The sequence below is a fragment of the Roseateles chitinivorans genome (assembly GCF_050632235.1).
Classification (GTDB): Bacteria; Pseudomonadota; Gammaproteobacteria; order Burkholderiales; family Burkholderiaceae_C; genus Roseateles; species Roseateles chitinivorans_A.
Genome location: NZ_CP192584.1, coordinates 6,271,808 through 6,292,817, shown reverse-complemented (window position 1 = coordinate 6,292,817; position 21,010 = coordinate 6,271,808). Strand labels below are relative to the sequence as shown.

General features: G+C 69.5%; 17 protein-coding genes and 1 pseudogene. 2 read left to right on the top strand and 16 right to left on the bottom strand.

What is annotated here, in order from left to right; genetic code table 11:
* Positions 1-338 precede the first annotated feature (338 nt).
* On the top strand, positions 339-1,517 hold the full coding sequence (tyrS, locus tag ACQ859_RS28815) for a tyrosine--tRNA ligase (protein ID WP_431266688.1): 1,179 nt from the start codon (positions 339-341) through the stop codon (positions 1,515-1,517).
* 158 nt (positions 1,518-1,675) lie between these two features.
* Here the strand turns inward: tyrS and ACQ859_RS28810 are convergent, their stop codons facing one another.
* From ACQ859_RS28810 to gspG, 14 genes and pseudogenes are all read right to left on the bottom strand, one after another.
* Positions 1,676-5,146: a S41 family peptidase gene (locus ACQ859_RS28810; protein ID WP_431263851.1), complete on the bottom strand. Its 3,471-nt coding sequence runs from the start codon at positions 5,144-5,146 to the stop codon at positions 1,676-1,678.
* Between the two features lie 109 nt (positions 5,147-5,255).
* Positions 5,256-6,155, bottom strand: coding sequence for a 5'-nucleotidase (locus ACQ859_RS28805; RefSeq protein ID WP_431263850.1), 900 nt, complete (start codon positions 6,153-6,155; stop codon positions 5,256-5,258).
* A gap of 63 nt (positions 6,156-6,218) precedes the next feature.
* Positions 6,219-7,430, bottom strand: a complete 1,212-nt coding sequence (gspF, locus tag ACQ859_RS28800) for a type II secretion system inner membrane protein GspF (RefSeq protein WP_431263849.1) — start codon at positions 7,428-7,430, stop codon at positions 6,219-6,221.
* Between the two features lie 51 nt (positions 7,431-7,481).
* Complete coding sequence (gspE, locus tag ACQ859_RS28795) at positions 7,482-8,915, bottom strand: type II secretion system ATPase GspE (RefSeq protein WP_431263848.1); 1,434 nt, start codon at positions 8,913-8,915, stop codon at positions 7,482-7,484.
* A 13-nt stretch (positions 8,916-8,928) separates the two neighbouring features.
* Positions 8,929-11,208: a type II secretion system secretin GspD gene (gspD, locus tag ACQ859_RS28790; protein ID WP_431263847.1), complete on the bottom strand. Its 2,280-nt coding sequence runs from the start codon at positions 11,206-11,208 to the stop codon at positions 8,929-8,931.
* Between the two features lie 2 nt (positions 11,209-11,210).
* Positions 11,211-12,119 (bottom strand): type II secretion system protein N, encoded by a 909-nt coding sequence (gene gspN, locus ACQ859_RS28785; RefSeq protein ID WP_431263846.1) that lies wholly within the window; start codon positions 12,117-12,119, stop codon positions 11,211-11,213.
* A 3-nt stretch (positions 12,120-12,122) separates the two neighbouring features.
* Complete coding sequence (gene gspM, locus ACQ859_RS28780) at positions 12,123-12,620, bottom strand: type II secretion system protein GspM (protein ID WP_431263845.1); 498 nt, start codon at positions 12,618-12,620, stop codon at positions 12,123-12,125.
* The gene (locus ACQ859_RS28775; RefSeq protein ID WP_431263844.1) at positions 12,617-13,411 is read right to left on the bottom strand and encodes a GspL/Epsl periplasmic domain-containing protein; all 795 of its coding nucleotides are present in this window, start codon (positions 13,409-13,411) and stop codon (positions 12,617-12,619) included. Before ACQ859_RS28775 ends, gspM begins: the two co-directional genes overlap by 4 nt.
* A gap of 17 nt (positions 13,412-13,428) precedes the next feature.
* Positions 13,429-13,839, bottom strand: a pseudogene (gene gspL / locus ACQ859_RS28770) (type II secretion system protein GspL); the annotation flags it as partial.
* 157 nt (positions 13,840-13,996) lie between these two features.
* Positions 13,997-15,064 carry a type II secretion system minor pseudopilin GspK gene (gene gspK / locus ACQ859_RS28765; protein WP_431263843.1) on the bottom strand — a complete coding sequence of 356 codons (1,068 nt, stop codon included), beginning with the start codon at positions 15,062-15,064 and terminating at the stop codon, positions 13,997-13,999.
* Entirely contained in the window at positions 15,064-15,714 is a 651-nt protein-coding gene (locus ACQ859_RS28760; protein ID WP_431263842.1) for a PulJ/GspJ family protein, read from the bottom strand. Before ACQ859_RS28760 ends, gspK begins: the two co-directional genes overlap by 1 nt.
* Entirely contained in the window at positions 15,714-16,094 is a 381-nt protein-coding gene (gene gspI, locus ACQ859_RS28755) for a type II secretion system minor pseudopilin GspI (RefSeq protein ID WP_431263841.1), read from the bottom strand. Before gspI ends, ACQ859_RS28760 begins: the two co-directional genes overlap by 1 nt.
* Positions 16,091-16,570, bottom strand: coding sequence for a type II secretion system protein (locus ACQ859_RS28750; protein ID WP_431263840.1), 480 nt, complete (start codon positions 16,568-16,570; stop codon positions 16,091-16,093). Before ACQ859_RS28750 ends, gspI begins: the two co-directional genes overlap by 4 nt.
* Before the next feature lie 52 nt (positions 16,571-16,622).
* Entirely contained in the window at positions 16,623-17,063 is a 441-nt protein-coding gene (gspG, locus tag ACQ859_RS28745) for a type II secretion system major pseudopilin GspG (RefSeq protein WP_431263839.1), read from the bottom strand.
* 163 nt (positions 17,064-17,226) lie between these two features.
* Between gspG and ACQ859_RS28740 the strand changes: the two genes are divergently transcribed.
* On the top strand, positions 17,227-17,736 hold the full coding sequence (locus ACQ859_RS28740) for a hypothetical protein (protein ID WP_431263838.1): 510 nt from the start codon (positions 17,227-17,229) through the stop codon (positions 17,734-17,736).
* Positions 17,737-17,812: 76 nt separating this feature from the next.
* Here ACQ859_RS28740 and ACQ859_RS28735 read toward each other — a convergent pair whose 3' ends face one another.
* Both ACQ859_RS28735 and ilvA read right to left on the bottom strand, forming a co-directional pair.
* Positions 17,813-18,931, bottom strand: coding sequence for a nicotinate-nucleotide--dimethylbenzimidazole phosphoribosyltransferase (locus ACQ859_RS28735; protein WP_431263837.1), 1,119 nt, complete (start codon positions 18,929-18,931; stop codon positions 17,813-17,815).
* Positions 18,932-19,094: 163 nt separating this feature from the next.
* Positions 19,095-20,681 (bottom strand): threonine ammonia-lyase, biosynthetic, encoded by a 1,587-nt coding sequence (ilvA, locus tag ACQ859_RS28730; protein ID WP_431263836.1) that lies wholly within the window; start codon positions 20,679-20,681, stop codon positions 19,095-19,097.
* Positions 20,682-21,010: the final 329 nt, after the last annotated feature.

The window sequence follows — 21,010 nt, the reverse complement described above, 5'->3', positions numbered from 1 at the left end:
GCCACGCCTGGAAAGCGCGTGGCCTGGATGGCCCGGACCGGGATTCGGTGGCCTGTAAAGCGAAGGACGCCCTGAGGGGCGTCCGGAGCGCTCGGCAGACCGTCCACTAGAATCGCCGTCTTGCGTTGCAGCGACAGGTCAGGCATGTGAATTGCCCTCTTGGCGCCCCGCAAAAACAGCCGAAAGTATAGCGGCGGGCCCGGGTTACAAATGCTAGAAAACCCGATAAATCAAGACTTTACGTAAGCCCGTGCGGGCTCCGAAGTGCCATGTCTGACATCCGAACCCAGGCGACGCCGGCCGCCGAATTCCCGATCACGGATCGGGTCCGTCATGCAATGCAGCAATCGCTGCGCGGCTGTGAGGAATTGCTGCCGCAGGACGAATGGCTGAAGAAGCTGGCGCGGTCCGAGGCCACCGGCCAGCCCTTGCGCATCAAGCTGGGTCTGGATCCGACCGCGCCCGACATCCACGTCGGCCACACGGTGGTGCTCAACAAGATGCGCCAGCTGCAGGACCTGGGCCACCAGGTGATCTTCCTGATCGGCGACTTCACCTCGATGATCGGCGACCCGTCCGGCCGTAATGCGACGCGTCCGCCGCTGACGCCGGAGCAGATCAAGCACAACGCCGAGACCTACTACAAGCAGGCCAGCTTGGTGCTGGACCCGGCCCGCACCGAGATCCGCTACAACAGCGAATGGAGCGATCCGCTGGGCGCGCGCGGCCTCATCCAGCTGGCGGCGAAGTACACCGTGGCCCGCATGATGGAGCGCGACGACTTCACCAAGCGCTACGCGGCCGGCACGCCGATCTCGGTGCACGAATTCCTCTACCCGCTGATGCAGGGCTACGACTCGGTCGCGCTGAAGTCCGACCTGGAGCTCGGCGGCACCGACCAGAAGTTCAACCTGCTGATGGGCCGGCACCTGCAGGCCGAGTACGGCCAGGAATCGCAGTGCATCCTGACGATGCCGCTGCTCGAGGGCCTGGACGGCGTCGAGAAGATGTCCAAGTCCAAGAACAACTACGTGGGCATCACCGAGCCGGCCAACGGCATGTTCGCCAAGATCCTGTCGATCAGCGACGTGCAGATGTGGAAGTGGTTCGACCTGCTGAGCTTCAAGTCCATCGAGGAGATCGCCGCGCTGAAGCGCGAGATCGAGGGCGGGCGCAATCCGAAGGAAGCGAAGGTGATGCTCGCCAAGGAGATCACCGCGCGTTTCCACAGCGCGCAGGCGGCGGAAGATGCCGAAGCGGACTTCAACAACCGCGCCCGCGGCGGCATCCCGGACGACATCCCCGAGGTCTCGCTGAGCGGCGCCCCGATGGGCATCGCGGCCTTGCTGAAGGCGGCGAATCTGGTGCCGTCGAACGGCGAGGGCAACCGCAAGATCGAGCAGGGCGGCGTCAAGATCGACGGCGTCACGATCAGCGACAAGGCCCTGAAGGTCGAGGCCGGCACCATGGTGCTGCAGGTCGGCAGGCGCCTGTTCGCGCGCGTCACGCTGAGCTGAACGCACGACAGCAACGCGCGACGCCAACGACAAACGGGAGGCCAAGGCCTCCCGTTTTCATTGGTGAACAGCGAGTGCCACCGGGACCGGAACAGGGTGGGAGGTTCGCGGACGCGAGGCCTCCTACCCTGTGCAGGGCCGCGCTCGACGTCTCGAAGTTACTGCTTGATCGGTCGCAGATAGGGGCCCGGCTTCGGCGTCTTGACCGGGTCCTTCGCGATCGCGTCCTTGAGCCAGGAGATCGCCGCATCGAGCTGTGCATCCTGGCCGTTCGCGGTCGCGCGGGGCGGGTTGTCGACCTCGATGTCCGGCGTCACGCCCTTGCCTTCGACGAGGAACTGGCCGTCGACGGTGATCTGGCCGTTCTCGGCCGAGCGCATCAGCCCGTTGTCCATCAGCCGGTTCTGATCCGACAGCCACACCCCGGCGCCCGAGGTCGTCTTGCCGATGACCGGACCCAGGCCCAGGCGTTTGAAGCCTTCGGAGAAGGTTTCCCCGTCGGAGTAGGTTTCCTCGTTGGCGATCACGACGACCTTGCCGCGGAACACCTGCTGCATGTTCGGATACGGCTTGCTCGCGTAGGGCGAGCGCGGCTGCCAGAACGCCCAGGCGCGGCGCAGCAGCGTCTGCAGGATCCAGCTGTCGATGTTGCCGCCGTTGTTGTGGCGGACGTCGATGATCAGGCCTTCGCGCTCGCTCTGCGCGTAGAACTCGCGGACGAAGTCGCCGATGTCGTCGCGGGTCATCGCGCGCAGATGCAGGTAGCCGATCTTGCCGTCGGCGGCCTTGTCGACGAGCTTGCCGCGGCTGAAGCGCCAGTCGTTGACACGGAGCTGTCCTTCTCGCCGCATGTCGACCGGCGTGACCACGACCGGGCGCTCCTTGCCCGAAGGCTCGCGCACCTGCAGCAGCACCTGCTTGCCGGCCTGACCGCGCATCAGCTCGCTCGGGTCGGGCACCTGCGTGGCGTCGCGGCCGTTGATCTGCGTGATCACCGTGCCCACCGGCAGGTTCAGCCCTGGCGCCGCCAGCGGGGCGGCCTCGGACGGCAGCTCCGGATCGCCGGCGTAGATGCGGGCGATCTTCCAGCCCTTCGGATCGCGATCCAGCTGCGCGCCCAGGCCGGCGAAGCCCGGCTCCTCGACGCCCCGGCGCACCTCGCCCGGCGCGACCTGGCTGTGCAGCAGGCTCAGCTCGCCGACCATCTGCGCCATGATTTCCGCGAGCTCGTTGCGCTCCGTGACGCGCTCGACCAGCGGTGCGTACTTCGCCTTCATCGCGACCCAGTCCACGCCGTGCATGTCCTTGTCGTAGAAGAAGTCGCGCTGCATGCGCCACGCGTCGTTGAAGAGCTGACGCCATTCGGCCTTCGGATCGACGGCGATCTGCCAGTCGGTCCAGCGCACGCGCGCCTTCTCCAGGTCGCCCGGGATCTTCGGACCCGCGTCGACGATCAGGATCTCCGGCGCCGCGCCCGGCGCGGCCGGACGGCGGATCATCAGCTTCTTGCCGTCGGCGCTCAGATCCCAGAAGGCGACGCCTTCGGAGAAGGTCTCGAGCTTCGATTCCTGCGGGCCGATCGGCAGCTGGCGCAGGAAGGTGCCTTCCTGCAGGTACAGCCGCTTCGAGTCGACCGCCAGCGCGTTGTAGTTGGCCGGCGCGACCGGCACCTCGTACAGGCGCAGCGAGAGGCCGGGGATCTGGATCTCCGGCTTGCCCTTGGGGGCAGGTTTTGCCTCCTTCACGGCGGCGGCCTTGGCCTCCTCGACCTTCTGCTTGGACTCCTTGTTGTCGGGCTTGTCCTTCTCCTGCTCGCGGACTTCGGCCTCTTCCTTGGCTTTCATCGACTGCAGCTCGTCCGGCGCGGCGAAGGGGAAGCGCAGACCCGGTTGCAGCGCCAGCGCGTAGACCTTCCAGCCGCGGTCGAAGTACGGGCCCATGTTGCGGTCGCCCCAGGGGCCGGGGTTGCCGGTCACGTTGAAGGTGCGGCGCGACAGGAAGTACAGCCACTGGCCGTCGGGGCTGAAGGCCGGGGCGGTGGCGGCGTAGCGGTCGCTGCCGAGCTGATGGACCTTGCCGTCGGCGACGGTCAGCAGCATCAGCTGCTCGCGGTAGGGGTTGCTGGTGTTGCGGACGTAGGCCATTGCCTTGCCGTCGGCGGACCAGCTCATGAACTGCGCGCCGTCGCCCAGTGGATCGTGGTCGACTTCGCGGGTTGCCGCGGCGCGGTTCGGATTCTTGAGGTCGGTCAGGAAGAGGCGGCCTTCCTTGTCGGCGTGTGCGATCCAGCGGCCGTCCGGCGATGGCGACAGCGTGCGCCGCATCGCGACCGCGCCTTCGGTGATCTGCTTGGGCTGGCCGGTGCCGTTGGCGGCGAAGCGCCAGATCTCCAGTTCACCGCTGAAGTCGCAGAGCGCGAACACCGACTGGCTGTCGCCGCTGAAGGCGTTGTCGCGGCAGCGGCCGGCGTCGGTGAGGGCGGTGGGCACGGGCAGCTCGGCGCGACGCAGCGGACCGACGCCCTGCGTGGCCAGCCGGCCGCGCGAGGTCATGACGACCTGCTCGCCGTTCGGCGACAGCGAGACGGCGGTCAGGTAATCCTGCGGACGGGTGACCCAGCGCTTGCGTTGCTGGTCGTAGTCGCCGCCCAGGCTGATGGCGATCTTCTGTTCGGCGGCGCTGCCATTGAGGTCGACGCGATAGAGGTCGGCGCCGAGGGCATAGACTGCCTGCGATCCGTCCAGGCTCGCATGACGGACGTCCCAGCCCTTGTGGCGGGTGTGCTGCTGCGGGTCGGAGCCGTCGGCCTTCACGGACCACAGGTTGTAGGTGCCGTCGCGGTCGGACAGGAAGGCCACGCGCGCGTTGCCGGCCGCATCCTTGTAGGGCATCGGGCGGCGGTCGTTGGCGCCTTCGGGCAACAGCGGCTTCGCCTCGGCGGTGCCGGAGAGGTCCATCACCCACAGGCGCGCGAGGGCGCCGCCGCGGTACTGGCGGGCGTTGTCGCCGCGCAGGCCGTTGCGGGTGAAGTACAGGGTCTTGCCGTCGGCGCTGAGCGCGCCGTCGCTGGCCTGGCCCACGGGCAGCGCGCGGTGCGAGCCGGTGATCAGGGAGACCAGATGCAGCTGGGTGCCGGGTTCGCCGCGCTCGGTGGCGCCGGAGTAGAGCACCTCGTTCTCGGCGGTGACGCCCCAGACGCGCACGGCGCCGGTGTCCCAGGTCAGGCGGCGGGCGACGCCGCCGGCTGCCGGCATCACGAACACGTCGCCGGCCGATTCCTGCTGGCCGACGAAGGCGATCCAGCGGCCGTCGGGCGAGACGGCGGGGAAGGTTTCCGCGCCGCCGTGCGTGGTGATGCGCTGGGCGGTGCCGCCGGCGGCGCTGGCCTGCCAGAGGTCGCCCTCGGCGACGAAGACCAGCCGGTCACCGCGCAGCGCGGGCTGGCGGTAGAAGCCGAGCGAGGGATCGGTGACGGCCGGCCGGGCAGGGGCGCCGCGGGCGACGGCGTCGGCGGTGCCCGCGGCGGCCACCGAGCTGGCGGCCGCGGAGGCGGTGGATTCGGCGGCGATGGCGAGGGTGGCCATCGAGCAGGCCGTGGCGATGGCCAGGCGACGGAGCGTGATGCGCATCGTGGGTCTTCCTTGTGGGAGTCCGGAGCGGAGCGTCGGAATGTGGAGGGGACCGGCCTGACGGCAGCCGGAAGTCATGCGGCGCGGATTCTGGCGCCGCGTTTCGGCGTCAGCGGTTCGTCACCCCCATGGCCACATGCCCGGCGGGCACGTGCGGGACGGCGTTCTGGACGTGGCCATGCTGGTCATCGAAGAAGAAGTCGGGCTCGAATTCCCGGAGGAATTCGCCCTTGGGCAGGCCGCCCAGGAACATGGCCTCGTCGACCTCGACGTCCCAGTCCATCAGCGTGCGGATGGCGCGCTCGTGGGCGGGGGCGCTGCGGGCGGTGACGAGCGCGGTGCGCAGGCGCATCGGCACGGCGGGCGCGTCCTGCAGGCGCTGCAGCTCATGCAGCACCTGCTTGAACGGACCGGCGGGCAGCGGGGTCAGCTTGCGGGCGATCTCATGCTCTTGGAAGGCGTCGAGGCCGTCGCGCTGGTAGACCTGTTCGGCCTCGTCGGAGAAGAGCACCGCGTCGCCGTCGAAGGCGATGCGCAGCTCATCCGGATAGGCGGCGGAGGCGCGCGCCGACTGCGGGAAAACACGGGCCGCCGCGACGCCCGCGACGAGCGCAGATCGCACGTCGTCCTCGTTGGCGGAGAGGAAGAGCTGAGCCTTGAGCGGCTTCAGATAGCGCCAGGGGCTGTGGCCCCGCGTGAAGACGCCGCGTTCGATGTTCAGGCCGTAATGCTGCGCGGAGCGGAACACGCGCATGCCGGAGATCGGGTCGTTGCGCGACAGCACGACCACCTCGACGCGCGGCGTCCCGCCGGGCGCGTTGAACGCGAGCAGCTTGCGCACGAGGGAGAACGCGGTGCCGGGCTTGGCGGGCTCGTCCAGGCGCTGCTGCTGCAGGCGCATGTAGGCGCGGTCGTCGCTGTCCTCGAAGAGCTGGTTCTCTTCTTCGAAGTCGAACAGGGCGCGAGAGGAAAGGGCCACGACAAGGCGGCCGTCGAGAGAGGCAGGCATGGGCCGGATGATAGGCCGCGGCCCGGCGCCGGTGGATCGGCGCGCGGGCGCCGGCAGCGGGCCCTACTGAGCCGCCAGCTTGTTCATGTCGATGATCGGCAGCAGCACCGACAGCACGATCAGCATCACCACGCCGCCCATCGCCACGATCAGCAGCGGCTCCAGCAGCGTCGCCAGCGTCATCGCGCGTCGCTTCACTTCATTGCCGAGCTGCTTGGCCGCGCGCTGCAGCATGTCGGGCAGTTGACCCGTCTGCTCGCCCAGCCGGGCGAACATCGACAGCAGACCCGGGAAGCGCTTCTTGCCCGCGAGCGCCGCGCCCAGCGGCGCGCCTTCGCGGACCTGCACCAGCGCGTCCATCGCGTCGGCGCGCATCGCGCTGTTGGACAGCGTCTCCGCCGCGGCCTGCAGCGCCTTCAGGATCGGCACCCCCGCGCCCGCCAGCATCGCCAGCGTGCCCGAGAAGCGCGCCGCGTTGTACCCGCGCGCCAGCCGGCCCAGCACCGGCACGTTGAGGAAGGCCGCGTCGAAGCGCTGTCGCGGTCCGTCGCGCTTGAGCACCTGCCTCATGCCGAAGGCCCCGCCGACGACGACGATCAGGATCAACAGGCCCCAGTTCCGCAGCACGTCGGACGTGCCCATCATGATGCGTGTCAGCAGCGGCAGGGTCTGCCGCGTCTGCGTGAACACCGCCGCCACCTGCGGCACCACGTAGGTCAGCAGGAAGCTGACCGCCAGCACCGCGATGATGCAGACGATCACCGGATACGCCAGTGCGCCGAAGAGTTCCGAGCGCAGCCGCTGCTGTTCCTCGAGGTCGTCCGCCAGGCTCTCCAGCACGGGGCCGAGCGCGCCGCTCTGCTCGCCGGCGGCGACCACCGCGCGGTAGACGTCGTCGAACTCGCGGGGCGCGAGGCCCAGTGCGCGCGCGAACGACGAGCCCGCGTTGATCTCCGCCTTCAGCTGCGACATCAGTTCGCGCTGGCGCGGATCGTCGGCTTCGTCGGCCAGCGCCGCCATCGAGCGCTCCAGCGGCAGCCCCGCCGCGACGAGTCCCGCGAGCTGCCGCGTCCACACCGCCAGACCGGCGGCCTTGAAAGCGCGGCGGGTGAAACGCGATTGCTTGCCCGGCTGCGCCGCCACCGCCTTCACCTCCAGCGGCACCAGTCCCTGCGTCCGCAACTGCGACCGCGCGGCTTTCAGGGTGTCCGCCTCCAGCAGCCCTTGGCGGGCTTTGCCGGACGCGTCCAGGGCGTCGTACTTGAAGGCGGGCATCGCTCGGAACCTCGTGTCTCTACTGCTCGTGCGTCCGTGTCATCACCGCGATCACTCGCGGGTGACCCGCAGCACTTCCTCTTCGGACGTGATGCCCGTGGCCACCAGCCGGTCGCCGTCCTCGCGCATCGAGCGCAGGCCGTTCGCGCGCGCGGCTTCCAGCATCGCGGACTCCGGGGCCTGGTTGTGGATGAGGCTGCGGATCGCGCCGTCGCAGACCATCAGCTCGTACACGCCGGTCCGGCCCTTGTAGCCGCTGCTCGAGCAGGACGAGCAGCCCACCGGGTGATACCGCGTGCCGCCGCCGGGGATCGGCTCGGGCGACTTGCACACCGGGCACAGCTTGCGCACCAGCCGCTGCGCCAGCACGCCCAGCAGCGACGAGCTCAGCAGGAAGGGCTCCACGCCCATGTCGGTCAGGCGCGTCACCGCGCTCACCGCGTCGTTCGTGTGCAGCGTCGCCAGAACCAAGTGACCCGTCAGCGAGGCCTGGATCGCGATCTGCGCCGTCTCGTAATCGCGGATTTCGCCGATCATGATCACGTCCGGATCCTGGCGCAGGATCGCGCGCAGCGCCTTCGCGAAGGTCAGGTCGATCCGCGAGTTCACCTGCGTCTGGCCGATGCCGGGCAGCTCGTATTCGATCGGGTCCTCGACGGTCAGCACGTTCGTCGTCGACGTGTCCACCGTCTGCAGCGCCGCATACAGCGTCGTCGTCTTGCCCGAGCCCGTCGGACCCGTCACCAGCACGATGCCGTGCGGCTGCTGCACGACGCGCTGGAAGCGTTCCAGCCGCTCGCCGTCCATGCCCAGCGCGGCGAGCGTGAAGCGCGATTCCGACTTGTCCAGCAGACGCAGCACCGCGCGCTCGCCGTGCGCCGACGGCAGCGTGCTCACGCGCACGTCGATCGCGCGGCCGCCGATGCGCAGCGAGATCCGGCCGTCCTGCGGCAGCCGCTTCTCGGCGATGTCGAGCTCCGCCATGATCTTCAGCCGCGAGATCAGCGCCGCGTGCAGCGCGCGGTTCGGCCGCACGACCTCGCGCAGCGTGCCGTCGACGCGGAAGCGCACCGAGCTCTCGCGCTCGTAGGGTTCGATGTGGATGTCGCTCGCGCCGTTGTTCGCGGCCTGCGTCAGCAGCGCGTTCAGCATCCGGATGATAGGCGCGTCGTCGGCGGCTTCCAGCAGATCCTCGACCGCCGGCAGGTCCTGCATCATGCGCGACAGGTCGACGGCGTTCTCGACCTCGCCGATCACCAGCGCGGCGTTGTCCTCGCCGCCGGCATAGGCGGACTGGATGCGCGCCGACAGCTCGGCCACGCTCAGGCATTCGATGCGCGTCGGCGCGTAGACGCGCTGCAGTTCCGACAGCACCGGCAGCGTCAGCGCGGGCGACGCCCACAGCGTGCGCTGCTGGCCGTCGTCCTCGATCAGCAGTTGCTGCGCCTTGGCGACGGCGTAGGGAAGGGGATGGCGGCTGCCCATGATCGCTCCGGGCTCAGCGGCCTTGCGGGCCGCTGGCCGCATCGCCCGGCGCCTTGGCCGGGCCCGGCACCGGCGACGAGGCCGGATACACCGGCAGCGGCAGTTGCTGGGGCAGCGTGCCGCCGGGCACCGACGCCGGCTTCTCCGGCAGCAGCGGGGCCCCGGTGTCGGGCAGCACCAGGGTGCTCTTCGGCTGCGATTCCTGCTGGTAGGCGCGGATCGCGTCGTAGCGGTCCATCGTCAGCGCCGCCGCGCTTTCCGGCGTGCGCAGCACCACCGGACGCAGGAAGATCATCAGGTTGGACTTGGTCCGCTTGCGGCTCTGGTTCTTGAACAGGTTGCCCAGGATGGGGATGTCGCCCAGGCCGGGCACCTTGTCCTCGCCGTCGATGTATTCGTCCTTCAGCATGCCGCCGAGCACCAGCACCTGGCCGTCCTCCAGCGTCACCGAGGTCTCCACCGCGCTCTTGTCGAAGGTCGGGCCCTGCGTGCCCGAGTTGACTGAGGCCACGACGCTGGAGTTCTCCTGGTAGGCCTTCATGCGCACGGTGCCGTTCTCGCCGACGGTGGCGCGCACCTTCAGGCGCAGACCGACGTCGCGACGCTCGAAGGTCTGGAAGGGACTGGTGGTGGTGCCCGAGGTCGTCGTCGAGTTGCCGGTCAGCACCGGGACGTTGCTGCCGATCAGCAGATCGGCTTCCTCGTTGTCCTGCACGATCAGCGAGGGCGTGGACAGCACGTTCGTCCCGGACACGGAGCCCAGCACGTTCGCGATGGCGCCCAGCGTGTAGAGGCTGCCGACCTTCTTGATGATGCCGACGTTCAGGCCGGTCGGAATGCCGCCGCTCGCGATGGCGCTGCTGACGCCCGTGGTGCCGCCGGCCGTGGCGGCCGTCAGGTTCAGGATGTTCGAGAAGCCGGTGCCGAAGTTGGTGCCGACCGCGCCTTCGCCGAACAGCTGCTGGAACTGCACGCCGAACTGGCCGGCCTTGCTGGCGTCGACCTTCACGATCAGCGCTTCGACGTAGACCTGCGCACGGCGCGTGTCGAGCTGCTCGACGACCGCGCGGATCTGGCGGTACATCGGCTCCGGCGCCGTGATGATCAGCGAGTTGGTCGCGGGGTCGGCCTGCACGAAGCCGCCGGTGCTCACCTGCGCGGTCTGGCTGACCTGCGTCGAGGCGCCGCCGCTGCCGCTCGATCCGCTGGAACCCGAGCCCGACGAGCTGCCGCCGAAGGACCCGCTGTTGCCCGCGAAGCCGCCCGACTGCCCCGAGCTGCCGGTCTGCGCGCCGGCGAAGTTGCCGGTGCCGCCGCCGCTGTTGGAGCCGCCCGCGCCGGGCCCCGCGTTGTTCGTGTACGCCGCGCGCAGCACCGTGGCCAGGCGCACCGCGTCCGCGTTCTTCAGGTAGATCACGCGGATGCTGCCGCCGGTGTCGCTGCTGGGCTGGTCGAGCTTGGCGATCATCGCGCGCAGCTGCATCAGCTTGGCCGGATTGGCCGCGCGCACGATCAGCGCGTTGCTGCGCGGATCGGCCATCACGCTGCCGCTGCCGCCGCCACCGCCTTGCACCTGGACGCCCGGCGCGCCGCCGCCGCCGTCCGTCAGCCGTTGCACCAGCTGCACGATGTCCGAGGCCACCGCGTTGCGCAGCGGGATCACCTCGATGTCGGTGTTGGACGGCTGGTCCAGCGCCGCCACGATGCGGCTGATGCGCTGCAGGTTGTCGGCGTAGTCGGTGATGACCAGGCTGTTGTTGCCCGGGTTCGCGTTGATCGTGTTGTTCGGCGTGATCAGCGGACGCAGCACCGCGACCAGGTTGTTCGCGTTCTCGTGGCTGAGCTTGAAGATCTGCGTGACGACCTGGTCGCCGCGCGAGCGCGATTCCCCGGCGATGGTCACCGAGCCGGTCTGCAGCTTGGCTTCGGCCTCGGGCACGAGCTTCAGCAGCCCGCCGGCCTCGACCATCGCGAAGCCCATGCCGCGCAGCGAGGCCAGGTAGCTCAGGTAGGCCTCCTGCACCGGCACCGGCTGCTCGGCGGTCAGCGTCATCGTGCCCTTGACCCGCGGGTCGACGAGGATCGGCTTGCCGATCGCGGCGGACATCGCGCGCGACACTGCCTCGATGTCGGTGTTGACGAAGTTCAGCGTGACCGGCGTGCTCGCGCGCACGGCGGGTTGCCGGCGGTTCTGCTGCTGGCTCGACTGTGCGCCGACCTGCATCGGCAGGCTGCCCGCGATCAGGGTGATCGCGACGCCCAGCGCCGTCGGTCGCATCATGTGCTTGTTCATGCTCATCCCACCGAGATGATCGAGCGCACGCCCTCGCGGCGCCCGATGATGTTCAACAAATTGGCCAATGCGGCTTCGCTGCCCGGCGCGGCTGTCGCCTCGCCGCGGAATTGCGTCCGCGTCGCGCCCAGGGTGCCCTGGCCGCTCAATTGCAACGGGCCCTGGCTCGTCGTCAGGATCAGCTGCGGCGCCGGACCGCCGCCCACCAGGCCCATCCGGTAGCTGCCCAGCGGCGCCACCTGCGCCAGCCGCGACGAGAAGTCGCGCAGTTCGACCAGGGCCAGCCCGCTCACGTTGATCGTCTGACCCCGGCCGTCGAAGACGAAGCCCTGTGCGCTGACGGCGATGACGCCATCCGGCGCCAGCGTGTTCCAGGGCGTGCCGAGTCCCGCCAGCCAGGCCGCGGGCCATCGGATCCACGGCTGCTCGGGCGTGGCGTCGGGCAGGCGCACGGTGAGGCGGTTCATGCCGAAGCCCGCCGTCATCGGCGCGCCGGGCTTGATGCAGCAGGACTGGTCCAGCGTCAGCCGTACGCCCAGACCGCCGTCGATCCACGTCGGGCGCAGCGACCAGGCCAGGCGTTGCGGCAGTTCGCTCGCGTCGCGGCTGCCCTCGCCCGGACTCAGGATCACGCGCGCGCTGCCGTTCCAGAGGCTGCCGCGCGCGTCGGCGAGCAGCAGCCGTTCATTCGTCGCCGACGCCACCGCCTTGGCCAGCCAGGCCGCCGGGGCCCAGACGACGACCGCGGTCAGCAGGCCCAGCAGGGCGCCGACACACGCCCAGCGTGCGGCGGCTCGATCGTTGCGGACCAGGGCCACGACCTTGCCCGGCGCGGCCAGGATCATGAAGGCCGACTGCATGAAGGCCGACTGCTGGAAAGCCGACTGACTGAAGCGAGACTTGCGGGCCATCGCTCAGGTCCCCGTCGCCGCGGGCAGCTGCAGCGTCATCCGGCCGCTGAAACCCTGCGGACCGTTCTGCAGTTCGGCCTCCTGAGGACGCGCGCGCGCGCCCTGGCGCGCCTCGCTGATCCACAGGGCCAGCGCGCCGCCCGGCACGCCGCGCAGCCGCAGCTGGGCCTGCGTGCCGCTGAATGTCAGTTCGGCTGCCGGTCCGAGCCGCGCGGTGGCGGCCTTCAGGGCCGTCATCGACTGCTCGGTGGACACCGGCACCGCCTGCTTGAAGGCCTGCGCCTGCTGCGCCATGGTGCGCATCTGCTGGAGTTCGCGATCGAGCCGGTCGATCTCGCCCGGCGCCTTGCGCAGCGTGCCCCAGGCGGGCGCGAGGGCGATCAGCCACAGCAGGAGCAGGCTGACGATCACGGCGGTCACCCGCGCGATCAGCCGGTCGCGCGGTGCGGCGGCCCGCCAGCGGGCCACGAGGTCCCGTTGCATGGTCGTGAGGCTGTTCATCGGTTGTCGGGTCGCAGGCTGAGTTGGAGTGCGTCGCCGTCCTCGGCGACCCGCAGGACGGGGTCCTGGGCGAGCCGATCGCGCAGTTGCGCGCGCTGCGGCGGCGACAGGCCGGCCAGAAGCAGCCGCCCTTGCTCGAACCGGATGTTGGGCAGCGGCGGCTCGCCTTGCGGCCACACGCGGGCGACGGCGCCGAGCAGGTCCTCGAGATCGCCGGGACCGACCTGACCCGCGCCGCCGCGCAGCGCCTCGGTCTCGCGCACCATCTGGGCGCGGGCGTCACGGACCACGCGGACCTGCGGGAAGGCCTGCCGCAGCAGCGCTTCCTGCTCGGTCTTGCGCGCGTCGATGGCGCGGCCCTGTTGCCAGGCCATCGCGTTCAGGCCGATCACCTGGACGGCGATCAGGCCCACCAGGCCCCAGCGGAACGGCCGCCAGGTCGGCGTCTGCAGCGTCTGCCAGGCCTGATGCACGCGTCGCCAGCCGCGCTGGCGCGGTGTCAGGTCGAACTGCAGCAGATTGATCGGCGCCTCGCGGGCGGCCCAGATGCGATCGGTGTCGTTGAGCACCTGCACCTTGCGACCCAGCCACTGCTCGGCCTGGGCGGACGCGGCCGGGCTGGCGGACACCGGGGCGTCGGCCCACCAGTCCTCGCCCAGCCAGCCGCGCAGGCCGCCGCTGTCCAGCGGGAAGGTGGCGACGCCGTCGGCCCGGAAGACGCGCAGCCGGGCGCGGTCGTCGGGACCGGCGTCGACGTGGCCGCCCTCCTTGCCATCGGGGCCTGCGGCCACGACAGCGGGCGCAGCGATTCGACCATCAGCCCGGCGGCTTCCATCGCCTGCAGGTGCGTGCGCAACGGTTCGCGCGCGGTCACGGCGATCCAGTGCGACTGGCCTTCGACGTCGCGGCTCTCCATCAGCGCGAGGTGCAGCCGCTCGGGGTCCTCGAGCAGGTGGTCCTCCATCACGCCGACGACGGCGCTGCGCAACTTTGCGCCCTTGATCTTGGGCAGTTGCGCGGGAAGCCAGCTGACCTGGTCGTCGCCGAGCAGCAGCACGACGCGGTCGGCGTGCGGCATCGCGTCCAGCGGGGCGCGCTGTCCGTGCCCGCGTGCGTGGGCCGGCGCTTGCGCGTCGTGGCTGAACCAGAATTCGTAGTCGTGCGGGGCGGCGCCGTTCTGAGGCGGGCTGGCCGGCAGGAGGATGAGCAGGGTACTCATGAGAACGCGGATTCTAGGAGGGCTTGGATGACGGATTGGCCTCCGGCGCCCCCGAGCAAGCCCGTAGACGACCCCCTTACAAGTGCATGCATCCCGTCCCTCTTCTTTCCAATCGTTTCAAGCGCGTGTGGGTGGCGCGCGACGCCATCCCGGGCGTTCAAGGCGTGGCTCCGTAGCCGTTGGTCGTTCCCGCCAGGGTCGACTGGCGTTGCAGCCGCTGGCGGTCGATGACGCGCACGTTGGTGCCGTCCCGGAATACCAGCGATCGCTGCGCCAGGATCCGGTCGTCCATCCGCAGCTGGCCTTCGACGAAGAAGTAGGCCGACGTGAAGGCGGCCATCTGCTGGCGCGTGTCGGTGGCGGGGATCCCCGGCACCAGCGACGTGAGACGCTCGTCCCAGGCCGTGAAGGCCTTGCTCTGACGGGCCCGGACGATGCTGTCGGCGACGCCGAGGTCCACGCCCAGGACGTCCGCGATGACCTCCCGGGAGGCGGTGTTGAGGTTCAGCGTGGTCTGCGCCTTGGGCAGCAGCACGGCCAGCGTGCTCAGCCGCGCGACCTGTTCATCGTTGAGGCCGAACCAGCGCAGCTGGTCGATCCGGGCCGGTCTCAGCGGCACATCGCCCTGCTGGTCCGAGCCCTTGCCGCCCGCCGAGGCGATGAGGCTCTTCTGGACCTGTTCGGCGATCGATGCGCTCATGCCCGCCCGCTGGAAGATCCGGCGTGCCGCGTTCAGGTTGTCGATGGCCTTCTGCGCGGCCTGCGTATCCGGCGCCTGCCCGGGCTGCGGCTGTGCCGGCTGCGTCTCGAGGTTGCGCAGGTTGAACAGGCCCTGCGCATCGTCGATGTGGCCCGAGAGGAAGGCGTCCGGACCGGCGTCCTCCGACTTGTTCTCGTCCTGCGACAGGAAGCTCGACAGCCGCGCTTCTGCCAGGGGCACGGCCCAGACTTCGCCCAGGTTGTCGCTCTGTCCCTCGACGTTCCTGCGGGAGGCCTTGGCGTCCTCGGCCAGGATCAGCCGGGCCCAGTCGAGCGCGCCCTGCAGCACCCAGTCCGCCTGGGCGCGGCCGCGATCGGCGGCTTCGATCTGGATCGAGCGCGACTGCCGCCACAGCATCGCGGCGGAGAGGGTGGTCACCAGCACGACGATGAGCAGCGCGGTGAGCAGTGCGGCGCCGCGCGGCGGTCGCATCCGGCGCGGCGGGCGGGGCAGGGCGGTGCGCATCAGCTGCCGGCCTCCACCGAGACTTCACGGATCAGTTCGCCGCGATAACCGCTGTCCTCACCGAACTGCAGCCGCATGCGGACGCCTTCCGGCATGCTGTTCGACGGTTGGGACTTGTTCGCCTGGTCCTTGTCGTCGTTCCTGTCGAGCGAGGATTGCGCGTTGGCCCAGGCCCCTTGCTGGAAGAAGTACATCTGCCAGCCGAGGACGCGATCCAGCCCCGGCAGGTCCCGCATCTCCTTGGCGTTGAGCTGCTGGCTGCGGAACCACGCGTCCCGCAAGGCATCGGCGTTGGCCAGCGTCTGCGACTCCCACCGCGCCAGGCGGCCTTCCTTGAGCTGCCAGACCACCAGCTGCAGGCCCGTCTCGCGACGGCGCGTGATGCGCAGCGTCGCGCCGTCGAACGTCAACGCGTCGAACACGTCGCTCTTCTGCACCTCTCGCAGATCCAGCTCCCACTGGCGGATCAGGGTCTGCAGCGTCTCGGCGCGATCCATCGCGGCCTCGTTGCGCTCGCGGCTGGTGGTGAGCGTCGAGACCGCGCGCCACGCCATGACCGACATCACCGCCATCACGACGAGCGCGACGACGACCTCGATCAGCGTGAACCCGCGCGCCGCGCGCCGGGAAGGGCCTGTCGCGCGGCGCATCAGGAGTTGCGTCCCACGATGGTGGTGATCGTCAGCAGCGGGCGGTCGCGGTCGTCGAAGACCTGGGCCTCGACGCGGCGGAAGTTCGGATTCGGCGTGCCGCGCACGATCATCTTGACGTTGAAATCGCGGCCGAGCTGCGAGCAGCTGATGCTGTTGTCGCCGATGCCCGGGAAGGCCTTGGTCAGGCGCATCTCGGTGAGCTCGTTCTCGGCGCACCACTGCGCCAGCGAGTTGATCGCGAGCCGGTCCGAGTTGGAGGTCATCGCGCCGGCCGCGCGCAGGCCGGCCGCCAGGCAGAGCGCGACGATGGTCAGCGCCACCAGCACCTCGACGAGCGTGAAGCCGCGCGCGCGCCGCGTGTGAATGGCGGGTCTCATGCGCCGCCCTTCGCGATCGCGAACGGTCGCAGCCCGTCCGTGACCAGCGTGATGCGGTGATCCCCGCGGATCAGCGTCACGCGCTGCGCGCCGATCAGCGGTTCCGGGCCGAGGCGGATCGAACGTCCATTGATGGTGGCGCCCTCGATCTCGACGATCGGCGGCTCGCCCAGCCAGGGACGTTCCAGTTCCAGGCGCTTGACCAGCGCGGCCGGCAGGCCGGTGACGCGGTAGCGGGTGGCGTCGTTGCTCGAATCGGGGATCCAGCGCACGTCGAGCGACGCCGCGCGCGCTTCCGAGCGGGCTGTCTCGAGCACCGAGGCCAGGTGCAGCGCCTCGCGCTCCAGCTGCACGTCGGCCCGGTCGCGCACGGCCACCGCGACGGTGGCGCTGGCGATCGCCACGATCGTGATCGCGACGATCAGCTCGATCAGCGTGAAGCCGCGCTGGGGTCGGCCGGACGGACGCGCGCGCACGGCTCTGGGCGGTCGGTGGGGGAGGGAGCGAAGCGCACGGCAGGCCGCGCGCTTATTCCCAGGATCCGATGTCGGCGTCGGAACCTTCGCCGCCCGGCTTGCCGTCCCCACCCAGGCTGTAGATGTCGATCTCGCCCTTCAGGCCGGGGTTGTCGTACTGGTATGGGTTGCCCCAGGGATCCTTGGGCAGCTTCTCGATGTAGACCTTCCAGTTCGGCGCCGCCGGGCCGTTGGTCGGCTTGGCCACGAGCGCGCCCAGGCCCTGCTCGCCGCTCGGATAGCGGCCGTTGTCCATCTTGTAGAGCTTGAGCGCCTGCATCAGCGTGTTCACATCGGAGCGGGCCGCGGTGCGGCGTGCTTCGGACACGTGGTTCATCACCGCCGGCACGACCACCGCGCCCATGACGGCGACGATGGTGATGGCGACGATCAGTTCGATCAGCGTGAAGCCGCGAGCACGGCGCGGAGAGAACTTGGAGAAGGGTCGACGCATGGTGTTGCAATCCTCGTGGAGCCGCCCTTGGTGGCCCATCGCGCTGCATCATAATCGTCGGATGCATGCACGATGGTTAAGCTTCGTAGTCTGGGCGGCGATGGCGGCGAGCCTCGCTTACTGGTCGTTGACGTTGATGGTGAAGGGCCCGCAGGCCCCCGCCATGACGCGCTCCGCGATCGCCGAGAGCGTCCCCGCCGACTGGACCCGACTCTTCGCTGCCGCCAAGGCGGCAGAGGCCCCGGTCGAGTCCGCCTCTTCGCGCTATCAACTGCTGGGGGTGGTCGCACCGACGGCGGGTGGGCGTTATCCCGGTGAGGGCGTGGCGCTGATCGCGACCGCCGGGGGCGTGCCGAAGCCCGTGCGCATGGGCTTTCCCGTCGATGGCGACCTGAAGCTGATCGAGATCAATCGTCGCGACGTGGGCCTGGGCACCGGCACCGCGGTGACCGTCCGGTTGAGCCTCGCGCCGGGCGCGCCGGACCTGGTGCTCGCGCCGCCGCCGCAGTTCGCGCCGGGTGGCGGCATGGCCCCGCCGCCGAACTTCGCCGGTCCGCAGATGCAGCCGCACGCCGGGGCACCGGGGCCGGACGGCATCGTGCCGCCGACGGCCGTCACCGGTTCGCTGCCGCAGATGCCTCCGGGTGACGGCAGTAACAATCCGATCAAGTAATTCCAAAGAGGTAGCGCGTCTGGCGCCCCCGAGGCCGCCGCCCCCGCGCCGATGGCGCCGGGCGCCCGATGAGGGGTCAGTACTTGCTGCCCAAGGTCGACCGGCCTGAGCCCGTGTGCAGCGCGGCCGCGTTGCCGGGGCCCGTATCGCGCAGGTCGGACGGACGACTGTGGATGGTGCCGTCGGGCAGGTCCTGGACTTCCGTCAGCAGCGCGGCGGCGCAACGGACCAACGGCCACGCCAAGGTCGAGCCGGTGCCGTCGCCGCACTCCATGCCGAGTTCCAGCAGCGCGGCCGCATGGAACAGCTGGAGCGCCTCGTCCAACCCGCGATGGGTGGTGCTGCGGCAGAACACCGCGTAATCGGTGACCGGCGGCGCGATCATGGACGCCACCTTCAACGCCGCGCACGCCGGGATGCCGTCCACGAGGATCAGTTGCCGCTTCGACGCCGCGACCAGCATCGCGCCGACCATCACCGCCAGTTCGAATCCGCCGAAGGCCGCGAGCACGGCCATCGGTTCCTGCACCTCGCGATGCCGCTGCTGGGCGCCTTGAAGCACCAGCATCAGATGAGAGAGGTCGTCGTGCGGCATGTCGGGGCCGGAAATGATGAAGTCCTGCACCGGCATGTCCATCAGCCGCGACAGCACCAGGGCCGACGCCTCCAGCGACCCCTGGCCCAGTCCCGCGCAGGCGATGACATTGCCCGCGAGGTTGTCGGAAATCTCCATGCCGACGCGAACGCCGGCATGCGCCTGTTCCACGGTCATCGCCGGACCGGCCCGCGAGTTCCGCGTCCCATGCGCGATCTTGCGTGCGAGCAGGCGCTGCTGGGGGCTGAGCGGCTCGGCGATGCCGCAGTCGACGACGGTCACGTGCATGCCCTGGTTGCGCGCGAAGACCGTGGAGGGCAGCCGGTGCTGCAGCGCGAGCAGGGCCTGCTCCCGCGTGCTGCGGCCGTTCGGCAATGCGATGCCGTCCACCGCCAGCCCGTGATCGGCGGCGAACAGCACCAGCGTCGGGTCGCGGAATTTCGGCGTCTGTGTTGCCTGGATCAACCCCAGCCGCACGGCGAGCGGCTCCAGTTCACCCAGCCGGCCGGCCAGCGTGCAGCGGCGTTCCAGGCGCTGGCGCAGGGCGCGTTCCAGCTCCGGATTGGCGGTCGGCGAGATGAGGGACTGATGGATGGACATGGGGACCGCCATTCTCGGGCCGCGCCGCTGGCAGACCATCGGCAATTGCCCCCGACGCCTCGCGTCTGCCCCTTGTCCCGGGGGCAACCGTTGGTGTCAAGCCGTAACCACGCGCTCGGTTGCACGACGGGGCGCCCGCACGGTCACGGGCGCTTGACGCGGGTCAGCGCAGGAAGAGCCGGTACACCGGATTGTCGGTCTCTTCGGTGTACGGGTAGTTCAACTGGTCCAGGAAGGTCTTGAACGCCTTGCCGTCGCCCTTCGGGACCTGCAGGCCGACGAGGATGCGCCCGTAGTCCGCGCCCTGGTTGCGATAGTGGAACAGGCTGATGTTCCAGTCCGGGCTCATGCTGGACAGGAAGCGCATCAGCGCGCCGGGCCGTTCCGGGAAGATGAAGCGGAACAGGCGTTCGTTCTTCGCGAGTTCGGTCCGTCCGCCGACCATGTGGCGGACGTGCTGCTTGGCCAGCTCGTCGTCGGTGAGGTCGACCGTGGCGAAGCGGTGCCGCTCGAAGCTGCGGACCAGCTTGTCAGCCTCCTCACGCTTGGTGATGGCCACGCCGACGAAGACGTGCGCCACCTGCTGGTCGGAGATGCGGTAATTGAACTCCGTGACACTGCGGCCCTGGACCAGCTCGCAGAAGCGCCGGAAGCTGCCGCGTTCCTCCGGGATGGTGACGGCGAACAGTGCTTCGCGCTCCTCGCCGACTTCGGCCCGCTCGGCGACGAAGCGCAGCCGGTCGAAGTTCATGTTCGCGCCGCAGGTGATGGCGACGTAGGTCTCGCCCTTCGTCCCGTGCTGCGCCGCGTACTGCTTGATCGCCGCGACGCCGAGCCCGCCGGCCGGTTCCAGGATGCTGCGCGTGTCGACGAAGACGTCCTTGATCGCGGCACAGACGGCGTCGGTGTCGACGAGGAGGTAGTCGTCGACCAGTTCGCGGCAGATGCGGAAGGTTTCCTCGCCGACCAACTTGACCGCGGTGCCGTCCGAGAACAGGCCCACGTCGTTGAGCGTGATCCGCTTGCCGGCGCGCACGGAACGCACCATGGCGTCCGAGTCCTTGGTCTGGACGCCGATGACCTTGATCTCCGGCCGCACGGCCTTGATGTAGGCCGCCACTCCCGAGATCAGTCCGCCGCCGCCGATCGCGACGAAGATCGCGTCGATCGGTCCCGGATGCTGTCGCAGCAGCTCCATCGCGATGGTGCCCTGGCCGGCGATGACATCGGGATCGTCGAACGGATGGACGAAGCTCAGGGCCTGCTGCTGTTCGAGTTCCAGCGCGTGGCCATAGGCGTCGGTGAAGGACTCCCCGGCCAGCACGACTTCGCCGCCCAGCGCCTGGACGGCATCGATCTTGACCTTGGGCGTCGTCACCGGCATCACGATGACCGCGCGGCAGCCGAGTTTCTTCGCCGACAGCGCCACGCCCTGGGCATGATTCCCCGCCGATGCGCAAATCACCCCGCGCGCCAATTGCTCGGGCGCGAGATTTGCCATCTTGTTATAGGCGCCCCGCAGTTTGAAGCTGAATACCGGCTGCTGATCTTCTCTTTTCAGCCAGACCTTGTTGCCAATGCGCTTGGAGAGATTGCGGGCGGCGTCGAGGGAGGTTTCCTGCGCGACCTCATACACCTTGGCGTTAAGAATCCGTTGGAGATAACTCTGATCGGCAGGGAGTAACGCAGGGTGTTGCGCCGATGGGCGCGTCGAGGTGGTCTTGCGCGATGCGCGGCGGGTGCCGGCCATGGAAATCCCTCCAGTTCCCCTCCCGCGCGGGCGCGGCGGAAGTCGGGCGGACGATGATAGCCAGGGTTTGCCCGAGGCGCGGAGACGCCTGGTCCGCGATGACGGCCGCGCTTTCGCCATTGGAGGAGCGAGCCTTGCGCGGTGCCGCGGGTGCGTCCGGACGAAAAAAGCCCGAGGCTTGTGGCCTCGGGCTGAATCCACCATGGAGGCGGTGGAGGAGACAATCGGTGCGGGGCAGACCCCACAGAGTGGGGTAGCGCTATCGCATGCCTAGAATTCTAGGGGGATGCATGTTGCGCTGCAATATTTTTTGAGGCCTCCGGCCCTGG